General features: G+C 65.3%; 14 protein-coding genes and 1 tRNA gene. 12 read left to right on the forward strand and 3 right to left on the reverse strand.

Translation table 11 applies throughout. The features are described 5' to 3' along the window. The first annotated feature begins 235 nt into the window (after positions 1 to 235). Positions 236 to 1,780, forward strand: coding sequence for a 2-isopropylmalate synthase (locus ACPUER_RS11065; RefSeq protein ID WP_047898617.1), 1,545 nt, complete (start codon positions 236 to 238; stop codon positions 1,778 to 1,780). Positions 1,781 to 1,853: 73 nt separating this feature from the next. Here the strand turns inward: ACPUER_RS11065 and ACPUER_RS11070 are convergent, their stop codons facing one another. From ACPUER_RS11070 to ACPUER_RS11080, 3 genes are all read right to left on the reverse strand, one after another. Continuing rightward, positions 1,854 to 3,404: a SulP family inorganic anion transporter gene (locus ACPUER_RS11070; protein WP_425131086.1), complete on the reverse strand. Its 1,551-nt coding sequence runs from the start codon at positions 3,402 to 3,404 to the stop codon at positions 1,854 to 1,856. A 37-nt stretch (positions 3,405 to 3,441) separates the two neighbouring features. Next, positions 3,442 to 4,083 (reverse strand): carbonic anhydrase, encoded by a 642-nt coding sequence (locus ACPUER_RS11075; RefSeq protein WP_425131087.1) that lies wholly within the window; start codon positions 4,081 to 4,083, stop codon positions 3,442 to 3,444. Positions 4,084 to 4,464: 381 nt separating this feature from the next. After that, positions 4,465 to 4,977 carry a hypothetical protein gene (locus ACPUER_RS11080; RefSeq protein WP_175962887.1) on the reverse strand — a complete coding sequence of 171 codons (513 nt, stop codon included), beginning with the start codon at positions 4,975 to 4,977 and terminating at the stop codon, positions 4,465 to 4,467. Positions 4,978 to 5,146: 169 nt separating this feature from the next. Between ACPUER_RS11080 and ACPUER_RS11085 the strand changes: the two genes are divergently transcribed. The 11 genes from ACPUER_RS11085 (at position 5,147) to ACPUER_RS11135 (ending at position 14,875) form a co-directional block, all read left to right on the forward strand. Next, a complete protein-coding gene (locus ACPUER_RS11085) occupies positions 5,147 to 6,406 on the forward strand; it encodes a branched-chain amino acid ABC transporter substrate-binding protein (RefSeq protein WP_310138585.1) in 1,260 nt (419 codons plus the stop codon). A 106-nt stretch (positions 6,407 to 6,512) separates the two neighbouring features. Then, positions 6,513 to 6,782 carry a 30S ribosomal protein S15 gene (gene rpsO / locus ACPUER_RS11090; protein ID WP_006398792.1) on the forward strand — a complete coding sequence of 90 codons (270 nt, stop codon included), beginning with the start codon at positions 6,513 to 6,515 and terminating at the stop codon, positions 6,780 to 6,782. 290 nt (positions 6,783 to 7,072) lie between these two features. After that, positions 7,073 to 9,220 (forward strand): polyribonucleotide nucleotidyltransferase, encoded by a 2,148-nt coding sequence (gene pnp, locus ACPUER_RS11095; protein ID WP_175962889.1) that lies wholly within the window; start codon positions 7,073 to 7,075, stop codon positions 9,218 to 9,220. Positions 9,221 to 9,368: 148 nt separating this feature from the next. Next, positions 9,369 to 10,388 carry an NAD(P)H-quinone oxidoreductase gene (locus ACPUER_RS11100; protein WP_047898612.1) on the forward strand — a complete coding sequence of 340 codons (1,020 nt, stop codon included), beginning with the start codon at positions 9,369 to 9,371 and terminating at the stop codon, positions 10,386 to 10,388. A gap of 142 nt (positions 10,389 to 10,530) precedes the next feature. Further along, a complete protein-coding gene (tpiA, locus tag ACPUER_RS11105) occupies positions 10,531 to 11,286 on the forward strand; it encodes a triose-phosphate isomerase (protein WP_034184885.1) in 756 nt (251 codons plus the stop codon). 72 nt (positions 11,287 to 11,358) lie between these two features. Further along, a complete protein-coding gene (secG, locus tag ACPUER_RS11110; protein WP_034184886.1) occupies positions 11,359 to 11,736 on the forward strand; it encodes a preprotein translocase subunit SecG in 378 nt (125 codons plus the stop codon). 111 nt (positions 11,737 to 11,847) lie between these two features. Beyond that, positions 11,848 to 11,932: transfer RNA gene (locus ACPUER_RS11115), tRNA-Leu, on the forward strand. 154 nt (positions 11,933 to 12,086) lie between these two features. Next, positions 12,087 to 12,446 carry an NADH-quinone oxidoreductase subunit A gene (locus ACPUER_RS11120; protein ID WP_006398798.1) on the forward strand — a complete coding sequence of 120 codons (360 nt, stop codon included), beginning with the start codon at positions 12,087 to 12,089 and terminating at the stop codon, positions 12,444 to 12,446. 62 nt (positions 12,447 to 12,508) lie between these two features. Further along, a complete protein-coding gene (locus ACPUER_RS11125) occupies positions 12,509 to 12,988 on the forward strand; it encodes a NuoB/complex I 20 kDa subunit family protein (protein ID WP_006398799.1) in 480 nt (159 codons plus the stop codon). 21 nt (positions 12,989 to 13,009) lie between these two features. Beyond that, positions 13,010 to 13,612: an NADH-quinone oxidoreductase subunit C gene (locus ACPUER_RS11130; RefSeq protein WP_425131088.1), complete on the forward strand. Its 603-nt coding sequence runs from the start codon at positions 13,010 to 13,012 to the stop codon at positions 13,610 to 13,612. A 9-nt stretch (positions 13,613 to 13,621) separates the two neighbouring features. Beyond that, entirely contained in the window at positions 13,622 to 14,875 is a 1,254-nt protein-coding gene (locus ACPUER_RS11135; RefSeq protein WP_111016514.1) for an NADH-quinone oxidoreductase subunit D, read from the forward strand. Positions 14,876 to 14,919 lie beyond the last annotated feature (44 nt).

A 14,919-nucleotide genomic window follows, 5' to 3' on the forward strand; every position in this document is an offset into this window, starting at 1 on the left:
CCGGGGTGCCGTCCGATTGCGCGCCCAACGGAATGTCGCTATAGTCTTCGGCATGACTGTATTTACCCGCCTCTCCCTCCTTCTAGCCGGCGCGCCGCTACGCGCGCTAGCGTTGGCGCGCCTGCCGCGCTGACCGTTCTCGCCCTCCGTCAAGCCTCGTCTGTTGTTGAGCGTCGCCAGCGGTGGCGCGATCTCATTACGTTTGACTTCCGTATAAAAAGCCCTGGAGCCCCCCATGACAGACAAGCTGATCATTTTCGATACGACGTTGCGTGACGGCGAGCAATCGCCCGGCGCGTCGATGACGAAGGAAGAGAAAATCCGCATCGCGAAGCATCTCGAGCGGATGAAGGTCGACGTGATCGAGGCCGGCTTCGCGGCCAGCTCGAACGGCGATTTCGACGCGATCCACACGATCGCCGGTCTCGTGAAGGACAGCACGATCTGCTCGTTGGCGCGGGCCAACGACAAGGACATCCAGCGCGCGGCCGACGCGCTGAAGCCGGCCAACAGCTTCCGGATCCACACGTTCATCGCGACGTCGCCGCTGCACATGGAAAAGAAGCTGCGGATGACGCCCGACCAGGTGTTCGAGCAGGCACGCCTCGCGGTGCGTTTCGCACGCAAGTTCACCGACAACGTCGAATTCTCGCCGGAAGACGGCAGCCGCTCCGACCTGGACTTCCTGTGCCGCGTGCTGGAAGCCGTGATCGCCGAGGGCGCGACGACGATCAACATCGCCGACACGGTCGGCTACGGCGTGCCGGAGCTCTACGGCAACCTCGTGAAGACGCTGCGCGAGCGCATTCCGAACTCGGACAAGGCGATCTTCTCGGTGCACTGCCATAACGACCTCGGGATGGCCGTCGCGAACTCGCTCGCGGGCGTGAAGATCGGCGGCGCGCGTCAGGTCGAGTGCACGATCAACGGTCTCGGCGAGCGCGCGGGCAACACGTCGCTCGAAGAGATCGTGATGGCCGTGAAGACGCGCAAGGATTACTTCGGCCTCGACGTCGGCATCGACACCACGCAGATCGTGCCGACGTCGAAGCTCGTGTCGCAGATCACCGGTTTCGTCGTGCAGCCGAACAAGGCGGTGGTCGGCGCGAACGCGTTCGCACACGCGTCGGGCATCCACCAGGACGGCGTGCTGAAGGCGCGCGACACCTACGAGATCATGCGCGCGGAAGACGTGGGCTGGTCCGCGAACAAGATCGTGCTCGGCAAGCTGTCGGGGCGCAACGCGTTCAAGCAGCGCCTGCAGGAGCTCGGCGTGTCGCTCGACAGCGAAGCGGAACTGAACGCCGCGTTCATGCGCTTCAAGGATCTGGCCGACCGCAAGGCCGAGATCTTCGACGAGGACATCATCGCGATCGTGTCCGAGGAATCGGCATTCGCGCACGAGCAGGAACACTTCAAGTTCGTGTCGCTGTCGCAGCGTTCGGAAACGGGCGAGCAGCCGCAGGCGAAGATCGTGTTCGCGGTCGAAGGCAAGGAAGTGACCGGCGAGGCGCGCGGCAACGGTCCGGTCGATGCGACGTTCAACGCGATCGAGGGCGAAGTCGGCAGCGGTTCCGAGCTGCTGCTTTACTCGGTGAACGCAATCACGACCGGCACGCAGGCGCAGGGCGAAGTGACCGTCCGGCTGTCGAAGAGCGGGCGGATCGTCAACGGCGTCGGCACCGATCCAGACATCGTTGCCGCGTCCGCCAAGGCGTACATCTCCGCGCTGAACAAGCTGCATTCGAAGGACGACAAGCTCAACCCGCAGCGCTCGTAAGCGGTCGCGCACAACGCATCGCCGAAACGCCCCGTGCGGCCCTGCGCCGCCGGGGCGTTTTTTCATCTGCCGCTTATTCGGCGGCCGGTGCGCGGAACAGCCAGCGGCGCGCGGCCGGGCGGGGCGCCGGGCTGCGTCGGCGGAACTCGACCGCGATTCCGCGCCGCGGCGCATCGGCGACGAACGCGTCGAGCAGTTCGAGCACGTCGTGATCGATGTAGTCGGCGCGCGTCGCGTCGATGATGATCGCCGCCCGGTCCGGAATGTGCCGCAGGTGGTGCTTGACCTGCACCTTGCCGAGAAACGACACGTCCTTGCGGAACGACAGCAGGAAGTGATCGTCGTGTTGCGCGAGCGTGACGGGGCTCTTCAGGTTCGCGGCGGCGACCGCCAGCACGCTGCATGCGAGGCCGAGCGCGATGCCGAACAGCAGGTCGACCGCGAGCACGCCGGCGATCGTCGCGGCGAACGGCACGAACGCGGCCGGCCCCTGCTTCATCACCGAGCGGAACAACGCCGGTTTCGCGAGCTTGAAGCCCGTGTGGATCAGGATCGCGGCGAGGCTCGCGAGCGGGATCAAGTTGATCAGGCCGGTGAGCGCGAACACGCTTGCGAGCAGCAGCATCCCGTGGACGATTGCCGACATCCGGCTTTGCGCGCCTGCATTGACGTTGACCGAACTGCGCACGATCACCGACGTGATCGGCAGGCCGCCGAACGCGCCCGCGACGAGATTGCCGACGCCCTGGGCCTTCAGTTCGCGGTCGGGCTGGGTCGGCCGGCGCTTCGGGTCGATCTGCTCGACCGCTTCGAGGCTCAGCAGCGTCTCGAGGCTCGCGACGACCGCGAGCGTGATCGCGACGCGCCACACGTCGGGATTGACGAGCTGCGTGAAGTTCGGGCCAAGCTCCGCGTGCTTGAGCGATGCCGCGAAAGCCGCGAACGATCCGAGTTCGGGCAGCGTCACGCGATGGGCGGCGCCCGGCGCGACCGACGGCGCGACGAGGCCCAGCACGAGCGTCGCGCCGATGCCCAGCACGACGACCGCGAGCGGTGCGGGCACCGAACGCACCAGCGCGAAGCGGCGCAGCGCGGGCGTGTCCCACGCGGCCATCAGTGCGAGCGAGGCGAGCGCGATGGCCGTGGCGGCCCACGCGACCGGCAGGCTCGGCCAGTTCGCAAACGATTGCGCGCCCGAGCCGCCGATGCCGAACGCGAACGGAATCTGCTTCACGATCAGCAGCAGGCCGATTGCGGCGAGCATGCCCTTGATGACGGGCGACGGCACGTAGGCGGCGAAGCGGCCGGCGCGCAGCATGCCGAATCCGAACTGCAGCACGCCGGACAGCAGCACCGCGAGCAGGAATGCGGAGAAGCTGCCGAGTTGCGCGATCCCTTCGACGACGATCACGACGAGGCCGGCGGCCGGCCCGCTGACGGACAACGACGAACCGCTCAGCAGCGCGACGACGATGCCGCCGACGATGCCGGATACGAGCCCGGCGAACGGCTCGACGCCGGATGCATTGGCGATGCCGAGACAGAGCGGCAGTGCGACGAGGAAAACGACGATGCCGGCGACGACGTCGCGCGGCAGGGTGGACAGGCGCTCGTTCAGTTTCATGATTGGGGCGATTTCGTTGGCATAGGAGACGGGGGAATCAGCCGAGCGCGGCGGCCGTAGCGGCCAGCGCGGGCTCGACATTGGCGGGCGGCGTCGCGTAGCCGGAATCGAGTTCCTGCAGGCGGCCGTCGGCGAGCGAAAAGATCCAGCCGTGCACGAGCGGCGACCGTTCCCGGCCGCGCACGATCGGCGATGCGCGCAGCAGCCGTACCTGTTCGAGCACGTTCAGCTCGGCGAGGCGGTCGGCGGCGGCTGTGTCGTCGAGCCCGTCGAGCGTGTCGCGATGGCGCCGCGCGAGCGCGCAGAGCGGTGCGATGCGGCGCGCGACGTGCGGCAGCTCGGACGGCGGTGGCAGCAGAGACGCGCGCACGCCGCCGCACCCGTAGTGCCCGCACACGATCACATGGTCGACCTGCAGCACGCGCACCGCATACTCGAGCACGCTGGCGGAATTGTCGTCGTCGGGATGGAACAGGTTCGCGATGTTGCGATGGACGAACAGTTCGCCGGGTGCGCAGTGCGTGATGGTTTCGGCGGGCACGCGGCTGTCCGAGCAGCCGATCCACAGCACGCGCGGATTCTGGCCGCGCGCGAGCGCGTCGAAAAAGCCGGGCGTGTGTTCGTGCGTCTCGCGGGCCCAGGCAATGTTGGCAACCAGCATGCTCTTGGGGCGGTTCATGAGGACTCCTTTATGACAAAGGCAAATAAATATCGGCCGAAATAGCGCAATAAGTTTCTTTCTGAACTGAAAGGTTCAATTTCGACTGATATTAGGGGTATGCCCTAGCACTTCGGGTGTGTTGAAACAAATTGTTTCAAATTGGGTTGGTGTAGTGCATTGCGTGCACCAACCCAACGCATGACATGCGTTGCGCATGCCTGTTTCCGCGTGAAGGCCCGCATGACGGGGATTTCAGCGTGTTGCCATCGGAATGCCATCGATCGGAAAAGATTTCCGTCGTATTTCCTGAATTAATCGGACGGCGGAAAAAAGGAGTGGCCATTCGCGCAATAATTCGTGAATGGCCATTGTGAAAATTGCGCGTAAATGCGCAATCGGTCAGAACAGGTTGCGGCGATCGGGATCGTGCAGCGGGTCCGGCGTTTTCTGCGTGATGCGCAGGATGCCCTGCGGATCGAAGTAGAAGCTGTACATCATGTACCAGACGTTGTCCTCGAGATACCGGTACGTCCACACCTCGCGCTTCATCAGCGGGAAGTAGGACGTCTCGACGGGGCGTCCGAAATTGACGAGGACATCGGTCTTCGTCCACTTGCCGATCTCCGCACGATAGAACTCGCTCGGCTGCAGCACCTGGCGCACGTTGACGATCTTGTGGGACGCGTCGACGTCGGCCGCGATCGTGACCTCGCCCATCGGCTGGGTCGGCCACATCAGGCGCTTGCCGCCGCCGGGCAGGTCGTAGATCTCGCGCGGCGGACCCATGCGCGCGACGATCGCCGACTCGTCCTGGCCCGCCTGGTATTGCTGCCACGGTTGCGCACAACCGGCCAGCAGCGCGGCGGCACAGGCGAGCAGCACCGGCAGGCGCGCGGGAATGCGTATGCGCATGGGGATTCTCCAGAATACGGAAACAGGTTCCGTTTTATCACGGACGGCGCGCGACGGCACATCGCGTCGAAAAAATCGGTACGGATCGCCGGCGCTGTCGCGCTTGCGGCCGGCAGGGGCGCCGGCCTATGATCCGCGCTTCTCGGGCAGATCGAAGGGCAGGTAGCCGATGCAGGGGTGGAAGCGGTGCGCGCTCGCGTTGAGCGCGGGGTGGATGCTGGTGTCGTCCGCGTTTGCCGGCGGCGAGCCGGTGCGGATCGCGCTGATCGAAGGGATGTCGGGCCCGTTCGCGAACGCCGGCGCGGCGGTCGAGCGCAACCTGCGCTTCGGCGTCGAGCAGGTCAACGCGTCGGGCGGCGTGAAGCTGCGCGACGGCGCGCATCCGCTCGAGCTCGTCGTGCTCGACAGCAAGGGCAGCCCGGAGGAGGCGCTCGTGCAGTTGCGCGCGGCCGCGGACCGGCATATCGGTTTCGTCGCGCAGGGCAACAGTTCGGCCGTCGCGGCCGCACTCGTCGCGGCGCTCGACAAGCTGAACGCACGCGACCCGGACAAGCGGATGCTGTTCCTCAACTATTCGGCCGACGATCCGGCGCTGACCGACGCGCGCTGCAGTTTCTGGCATTTCCGCTTCGACGCGCACGCGGGGATGCGGATGGCCGCGCTCGCGGACGTGATGGCGCGCGACCGCGCGCTGCGCAAGGTCTATCTGCTGAACCAGGACTACAGTTTCGGCCGCGACGTCAGCGCGCTCGCGCGGCAGACGCTGGCCGCGCGGCGCCCGGACGTGACGATCGCCGGCGATGAATTCCACCCGATCGGCCGGATCAAGGATTTCTCGCCGTATATCGCGAAGATCCGCGCGAGCGGCGCGGACGCCGTCGTGACCGGTAACTGGGGCAACGACCTCACGTTGCTCGTGAAGGCGGCGCGCGAGCAGGGGCTGAATGCGAAGTTCTATACGTTCTACGGCAACAGCCTCGGCGCGCCGGCCGCGCTCGGCGATGCGGGCGTCGGGCGGGTCGTCGCCGTGGCGGACTGGCACCCGAACGCGGGCGGCGCGAAATCCGACGCGTTCTACCGCGCGTTCCGGGCTCGTTTCCCGGCCGCGCAGGATGACTATCCGGTACGGCGAATGAGCGTGATGATCGAGATGCTGGCCGCCGCGATGAACCGCGCGGGGTCGGCCGACCCCGTCGCGGCCGCGCGTGCGCTCGAGGGCTTGTCGTTCGACGACGGCTTCCACGCGTCGCGGATGCGCGCGCAGGATCACCAGTTGATCCAGCCCCTTTACGTGATGGAGATGGACAAGGCCGGCACGCCGGGCGTGCGCTTCGACAACGAGGGTTCGGGCTACGGTTTCCGGACGGTGCTGGCGGTACCGGCGCAGCGCACGGAAATGCCGTCTGCCTGTTCGATGACGCGCCCGTGACAGGGGCGGTGGGAACGGTGTGGAGTTGTGTTACAATGCCCGCCGGTTGTAAGTCACGGCACGGCCATTCTTCCGTGTCCGCCTGTTCAGTTAGAAAGGAAATCACATGTCTGTTGCAGATATCAAGAAGTCGGAAGTCGTTGCTCAGTTCGCCCGCGGTACCAACGACACGGGGTCGCCCGAAGTCCAGGTCGCACTGCTGACCGCACGTATCGTCGAACTGACGGGTCACTTCAAGACCCACGCGAAGGATCACCACAGCCGCCGCGGCCTGCTGCGCATGGTTAGCCGCCGCCGCAAGCTGCTCGACTACCTCAAGGGCAAGGATGCCGACCGTTACCGCGCACTGATCGAGAAGCTGGGTCTGCGTAAGTAATCGAGGCGATTGCCGCCAGCAAGATGCCTGTGTCAGTCCGCTGATACAGGCATTTTGTTTTTGCGCGGTGCGAGCGTCACACGCACCGCAGGCTGCCAGGCACGTTCGTGCCGGGCTGCCGCAACGGCTGATGCCGGGGTCGGGATTTGTGTCATTCCAGCGCGTCGCTGCCCGAGCGCCGCGCTGGAATGGCATAAAAAACACACCTTGCTCCGGGTGATTCGGTCGGGACGCCGCCGCGCGGGATGGCCGGCGCGGCGAATGAAATGCATGAATTCAAAGGAGCAACCATGTCCATGTTCAACAAGGTCGTGAAGGAATTCCAGTGGGGCCAGCACAAGGTGCGCCTCGAAACCGGTGAAGTCGCTCGCCAGGCAAGCGGCGCCGTGATCGTCGACGTCGAAGACACCGTCGTGCTGGCAACCGTCGTCGGCGCGAAGTCGGCGAAGCCGGGTCAGGATTTCTTCCCGCTGACCGTCGACTACCTCGAAAAGACCTACTCGGCCGGCAAGATCCCGGGCGGCTTCTTCCGCCGCGAAGGCCGTCCGTCGGAGCACGAGACGCTGACGTCGCGCCTGATCGACCGTCCGCTGCGCCCGCTGTTCCCGGAAGGCTTCTACAACGAAGTCCAGGTCGTGATCCACGTGCTGTCCGTGAACCCGGAAATCCCGGCGGACATCCCCGCGCTGATCGGCGCATCGGCTGCGCTCGCCGTGTCGGGCCTGCCGTTCAACGGCCCGGTCGGTGCCGCGCGCGTCGCGTACATCGACAACGCCTACGTGCTGAACCCGACGCGCGACCAGCTCAAGGCGTCGAGCCTCGACCTCGTCGTCGCGGGTACGGAACGCGCGGTGCTGATGGTCGAATCGGAAGCCGACCAGCTGTCGGAAGACGTGATGCTGGGCGCCGTGGTGTTCGGTCACGAGCAGATGCAAGTGGCGATCGACGCGATCCACGAACTGGTGCGCGAAGGCGGCAAGCCCGAGTGGGACTGGCAGCCGGCGCCGAAGAACGAGGCGCTGATCGCGCGCGTGACCGAGCTGGCGCAGAACGACCTGCTCGCCGCTTACCAGCTCCGCGACAAGCAGGCTCGCTCGACGAAGCTGAAGGAAGTCTATTCGGCGACTTCGGCGAAGCTCGAGGAAGACGCGCTGGCGGCCGGCACGGTTGCTGCCGACAAGGCCACCGTCGGCAACGTCCTGTTCGACATCGAGGCAAAGATCGTCCGTTCGCAGATCCTGAACGGCGAGCCGCGCATCGACGGCCGCGACACGCGCACCGTGCGCCCGATCGAGATCCGCACCGGCGTGCTGCCGCGCACCCACGGCTCGGCGCTGTTCACGCGTGGCGAAACGCAGGCGCTGGTCGTCGCGACGCTCGGCACGAAGGGTGACGAGCAGATCATCGACGCGCTCGAAGGCGAGTACCGCGAGCGCTTCATGCTCCACTACAACATGCCCCCGTTCGCGACCGGCGAAACGGGCCGCGTCGGCTCGCCGAAGCGCCGCGAAATCGGCCACGGCCGCCTCGCGAAGCGTGCGCTGGTCAAGTGCCTGCCGAGCGCCGACGAATTCGGCTACTCGATCCGCGTCGTGTCGGAAATCACCGAGTCGAACGGTTCGTCGTCGATGGCATCGGTGTGCGGCGGCTGCCTCGCGCTGATGGACGCCGGCGTGCCGATGAAGGCGCACGTCGCGGGCATCGCGATGGGCCTGATCCTCGAAGGCAACAAGTTCGCGGTGCTGACCGACATCCTCGGCGACGAAGATCACCTCGGCGACATGGACTTCAAGGTGGCCGGCACGGAGCAAGGCGTGACGGCGCTGCAGATGGACATCAAGATCCAGGGCATCACGAAGGAAATCATGCAGGTCGCGCTCGCGCAGGCGAAGGAAGGCCGCATGCACATCCTCGGCAAGATGACGTCGGCGGTCTCGGGCGCGAACACGCAACTGTCGGAATTCGCGCCGCGCATGATCACGATCAAGATCAACCCGGAAAAGATCCGCGACGTGATCGGCAAGGGCGGTTCGGTGATCCGCGCGCTGACGGAAGAAACGGGCACGACCATCGACATCTCGGACGACGGCGTCGTGACGATCGCGAGCACGAACAGCGACGGCATGGCCGAAGCGAAGAAGCGCATCGAGAACATCACGGCAGAGATCGAAGTCGGCCAGGTGTACGAAGGCACGGTGCTGAAGCTGCTCGATTTCGGCGCGATCGTGAACCTGCTGCCGGGCAAGGACGGCCTGCTGCACATCTCGGAAATCGTCAACGAGCGTGTGAAGGACATCAACGACTACCTGAAGGAAGGCCAGCCGGTCAAGGTCAAGGTGATCCAGACGGACGAGAAGGGTCGCGTGCGTCTGTCGGCAAAGGCGCTGCTGAATGAAGCAGCGGCAGCGTCGCAGTCGGACACGCCGCCGCAGCAGTAAGCGGGCAGGCGGACCAACGGCCGGCAGTGCGAAAGCGCGCCGGCCGTTTTTTCTGTAGCATCGTTGTGCGGCGCAACAGCGCCGGCGACGCGCCCGTGCCGCGCGCACGGGCGCGCCATCCGATTCCGATCCTGGAGCCACCGTCACCATGAAAGCCATCGAAATCACCGAATTCGGCGCCCCCGACGTGCTGAAGCTCGCGGAGCGTCCGCGCCCCGAACCGAAGCGCGGCGAGGTGCTGATCAAGGTGGCGGCTTCCGGCGTGAACCGGCCCGACGTATTCCAGCGCAAGGGCGCCTATGCGCCGCCGCCGGGCGCGTCGGATCTGCCGGGCCTCGAGGTCGCGGGCGAGATCGTCGGCGGCGACCTGTCCGATGCCGCGCTGAACCCGTTCGGCCTGAAGCTCGGCGATCGCGTGTGTGCGCTGCTCGCGGGTGGCGGTTATGCCGAGTATGCGGTCGCACCGCTGCCGCAATGCCTGCCGGTGCCCGACGGGCTCACCGATATCGAGGCCGCGTCGCTGCCTGAAACGTTCTTCACCGTATGGAGCAACGTGTTCGACCGTGCGCAGCTCGGCGCAGGCGAGGGCGGCGAGCAGGAAACGCTGCTCGTGCAGGGCGGCTCGAGCGGCATCGGCGTGACGGCGATCCAGATCGCGCATGCGCTCGGTTTTCGCGTGTTCGCGACGGCCGGCACCGCCGACAAGTGCCGTGCGTGCGAGGCGCTCGGCGCCGAGCGCGCAATCAACTACAAGACCGAAGACTTCGTCGAGGTCGTGAAGTCGCTGACGCACGATCGCGGCGTCGACGTGATCCTCGACATGGTGGCGGGCTCGTACGTGCCGCGCGAGCTGTCCGCGCTCGCGGACGGCGGCCGTCTCGTGCTGATCGCGCTGCTCGGCGGCGCGAAGGCCGACGTCAACCTGAGCGAGATCCTGCGGCGTCGGCTGACGGTCACGGGTTCCACGCTGCGGCCGCGCCCGGTCGAGTTCAAGGCGCGCATCGCCGCGCAACTGAAGGCGCGCGTGTGGCCGCTGATCGCAGACGGCCGCATCAAGCCGGTGATCTATCGTGTGCTGCCGGCCGCGGAAGCCGCGCAGGCGCACGCGCTGATGGAAAGCAGCGAGCACACCGGCAAGATCGTGCTCGATTGGGGTACGAACGCCTGACGGCCCGTGCGGCCGGGCTTGACATGCGCGGTTTGACCGGTTCAAGCCGTGCGCAGTAAAATCGCAGGTTTGCTTCGCCAGATCAAACCTGACGGCCGGTTCCCGGCGCGTTAATGACACAAGCGGTGACGAGACATACACGATGTCGAAACAGAGAACTAAGCGGGTGATCGGCAACTGGAAGATGCACGGCCGGCTGGCCGGCAACCAGGCGTTGCTGAACGAAGTGGTGCAGGGCGCGGGCGCGGTGGCGGCCGAAACGTCGGTCGGCGTGTGCGTGCCGTTCCCCTATCTCGCGCAGGTTCAGGCGCAGCTCGACGGCGGCCGTGTCGCCTGGGGCGCGCAGGACGTGTCCGCGCACGAGCAGGGCGCGTTCACCGGCGAAGTGGCGGCCGCGATGGTTGCGGAATTCGGCGCACGCTATGCGATCGTCGGCCATTCGGAGCGTCGCGCGTATCACGGCGAGCGCAACGAGACGGTCGCGGCGAAGACGCAGCGCGCGCTCGCGGCCGGTCTCACGCCGGTCGTGTGCGTCGGCGAGACGCTCGACGAGCGCGAGTCGGGCGCGACCGAGCAGGTCGTCGGTGCGCAGCTCGACGCGGTGCTGGCCGTGCTGACGGCCGACGAGGCTGCGCGCATCGTCGTCGCGTACGAGCCGGTCTGGGCGATCGGCACGGGCAAGAGCGCGACGTCGGCGCAGGCACAGGACGTGCACGCGTTCCTGCGTGCGCGTCTCGCGGCAAAGGGGGCGGCGGACGTGTCCGTGCTGTACGGCGGCAGCGTGAAGCCGGACAACGCGGAAGAGCTGTTCGCGCAGCCGGACATCGACGGCGGCCTGATCGGCGGCGCGTCGCTGAAGGCGGAAGATTTCCTGGCGATCTGCCGGGCCGCGCGTTGAGCGGTCTGCGATCGAATTGAACCATGACGGCGGCCGGTCGATCCGGTCGCCCGATCCAATCGGGTGGGTGTGATGCTGTTATTCAAAACGCTGATTATTGTGGTGCAGGTGCTGTCTGCACTCGGTGTGATTGGTCTCGTGCTGCTGCAGCACGGCAAGGGTGCCGACATGGGCGCTGCATTCGGCAGCGGCGCGTCGGGCAGCCTGTTCGGTGCGACGGGCTCGGCGAACTTCCTGTCGCGCACGACGGGCATTCTCGCGACGATCTTTTTTATCGCGACGCTCGCGCTGACGTACCTTGGTTCGTACAAGTCGACGCCGTCGGCAGGCGTGCTCGGCGCGGCTGCGACCGCACCGGCGTCGGCGCCTGCAGCGTCGGCGCCGGCTGTTGCGGCATCCGCTGCCGCGGGTTCGGCTGCAAGCGCGCCGGGTCAGGATGTTCCGAAATAAAAAGTTAAAATTTTTGCGTCTGTGCGTTGAACAATTCTAGAAGTCAGGTTAGAATTTAAGTCTTGAAGCGATTCGCGGGAAACAAGCAGGACGACCCGAGTTGCATGCAGTGCCGACGTGGTGAAATTGGTAGACACGCTATCTTGAGGGGGTAGTGGCGAAAGCTGTGCGAGTTCGAGTCTCGCCGTCGGCACCAAAGTTACTCAATGCCAGCCGCTTCCAGTGGCTGGCATTTTTCATTTCTGGGGTGTGCTTGCGGTTGTCTTGCGATCGCCTGCACTCCGAAATGATTCCTTCCGCCGGATAGTGGTATTCTCCGGACGCTCAGAACCAACCGATAGAGGATTGCCTTGAACCTCGCAGCCTATTACCCCGTCTTGTTGTTCCTCCTCGTGGGCACTGGTTTAGGTATAGCGCTGGTCAGCATCGGCAAGCTCCTTGGTCCCAACAAGCCGGACGTCGAGAAGAACGCACCGTACGAGTGCGGCTTCGAAGCCTTTGAAGACGCCCGGATGAAATTCGACGTCCGGTATTACCTCGTCGCCATCCTGTTCATCATCTTCGATCTCGAAACCGCATTCCTGTTTCCGTGGGGCGTCGCGCTCCGGGACATCGGCTGGCCGGGTTTCATCGCAATGATGATTTTTCTGCTCGAATTCCTGCTGGGCTTTGCCTATATCTGGAAGAAAGGCGGGCTCGACTGGGAGTGATGGGTTAATCGCCGGTTTGCATGGGCGGCCACGCTCGGTCGCTCGTCTGGAGTGGAAAGCAAATGAGTATCGAAGGGGTCTTGAAGGAAGGGTTTGTCACCACGACGGCTGACAAGCTGATCAACTGGACGCGTACCGGCTCGCTGTGGCCGATGACGTTCGGGCTCGCGTGTTGCGCCGTCGAGATGATGCATGCGGGCGCGGCCCGTTACGATCTGGACCGGTTCGGCGTCGTGTTTCGTCCGAGCCCGCGTCAGTCGGACGTGATGATCGTCGCCGGCACGCTCTGCAACAAGATGGCGCCCGCGTTGCGCCGCGTGTATGACCAGATGGCCGAGCCGCGCTGGGTGATCTCGATGGGGTCGTGCGCGAACGGCGGTGGTTATTACCACTACTCGTACTCGGTGGTCCGCGGCTGCGACCGGATCGTGCCGGTCGACGTCTACGTGCCGGGCTGCCCGCCCACGGCCGAGGCGCTGGTCTACGGCGTGATCCAGCTTCAGGCGAAGATCCGCCGCACCAATACCATCGCCCGTCAATAAAGCCCCGAGCGTCCCCTCAATATGGCAAGCAAAATCGAGACCCTCAAGGCAAACCTCGAAGCCGCGCTCGGCGCGCGCATGGTGAGCCTCACCGAAGCGATCGGTGAACTGACGCTCGTCGTGAAGGCGAGCGATTACCTCGAAGTCGCAAAAACGCTGCGCGACGATCCGAAGCTCCGTTTCGAGCAACTGATCGACCTCTGCGGCGTCGACTACCAGACCTTCGGCGACGGCGCCTACGACGGCCCGCGCTTCGCGGCCGTGTCGCACCTGCTGTCGGTCACGAACAACTGGCGCCTGCGCCTGCGCGCGTTCGCGCCGGACGACGACCTGCCGATCGTGGCGTCGCTGGTCGACATCTGGACCTCCGCGAACTGGTACGAGCGCGAAGCGTTCGACCTGTACGGCATCGTGTTCGAAGGCCACCCCGACCTGCGCCGCATCCTCACCGACTACGGCTTCATCGGCCACCCGTTCCGCAAGGACTTCCCGGTGTCGGGCTACGTCGAAATGCGTTACGACCCGGAAGAAAAGCGGGTCGTGTACCAGCCGGTGACGATCGAGCCGCGCGAAATCACGCCGCGCGTGATCCGCGAGGATCGCTATGGCGGTCTGAAACATTAAGGGGGCGTCATGGCAGAAATCAAGAACTACACGCTCAACTTCGGCCCGCAGCACCCGGCAGCGCACGGCGTGCTGCGCCTCGTGCTCGAGCTCGACGGCGAAGTCATCCAGCGTGCCGATCCGCACATCGGCCTGCTGCACCGCGCGACCGAAAAGCTCGCGGAATCCAAGACCTTTATCCAGTCCGTGCCGTACATGGATCGTCTCGACTACGTGTCGATGATGGTCAACGAGCACGGCTACGTGCTCGCGATCGAAAAGCTGCTCGGCATCGACGTGCCGGAGCGCGCGCAGTACATCCGCGTGCTGTTCGACGAGATCACGCGCGTGCTGAACCACCTGATGTGGATCGGCGCGCACGCACTCGACGTCGGCGCGATGGCCGTGTTCCTGTACGCATTCCGCGAACGCGAAGACCTGATGGACGTGTACGAAGCGGTGTCCGGCGCGCGGATGCACGCGGCGTACTATCGTCCGGGCGGCGTCTACCGCGACCTGCCTGACGCAATGCCGCAATACAAGGCGTCGAAGATTCGCAACGAGAAGGCGCTCGCGAAGATGAACGAAGCGCGCAGCGGCTCGGTGCTCGACTTCATCGACGATTTCTTCACGCGCTTCCCGAAGTGCGTCGACGAATACGAAACGCTGCTCACCGACAACCGGATCTGGAAGCAGCGTCTGGTCGGGATCGGCGTGGTCAGTCCCGAACGTGCGCTGCAGATGGGCATGACGGGCCCGATGCTGCGCGGCTCGGGCATCGCGTGGGACCTGCGCAAGAAGCAGCCGTACGAAGTGTACGATCGCATGGATTTCGACGTGCCGGTCGGCGTGAACGGCGATTGCTACGACCGCTATCTGGTGCGCGTCGAAGAAATGCGCCAGTCGATCCGCATCGCGAAACAGTGTATTGAGTGGCTCCGCAAGAATCCGGGCCCGGTGATGACGGACAATCACAAGGTTGCACCGCCGTCGCGCGTCGGCATGAAGACCAACATGGAAGACTTGATTCACCACTTCAAGCTCTTCACCGAAGGTTTCCATGTGCCGGAAGGCGAAGCGTACGCGGCGGTCGAGCATCCGAAGGGCGAGTTCGGCATCTACCTCGTGTCGGACGGTGCCAACAAGCCGTATCGCCTCAAGATTCGCGCACCGGGTTTCGCGCACCTGGCGTCGCTCGACGAAATGGCGCGCGGTCACATGATCGCCGACGCCGTCACGATCATCGGTACACAGGACATCGTGTTCGGCGAGATCGATCGCTAATGGTTGCGCCGCCCGTTTGCTCCGGGCGGCGAGCGGTAAGTCAC

The organism is Burkholderia sp. DN3021 (genome assembly GCF_049805555.1).
Classification (GTDB): domain Bacteria; phylum Pseudomonadota; class Gammaproteobacteria; order Burkholderiales; family Burkholderiaceae; genus Burkholderia; species Burkholderia pyrrocinia_C.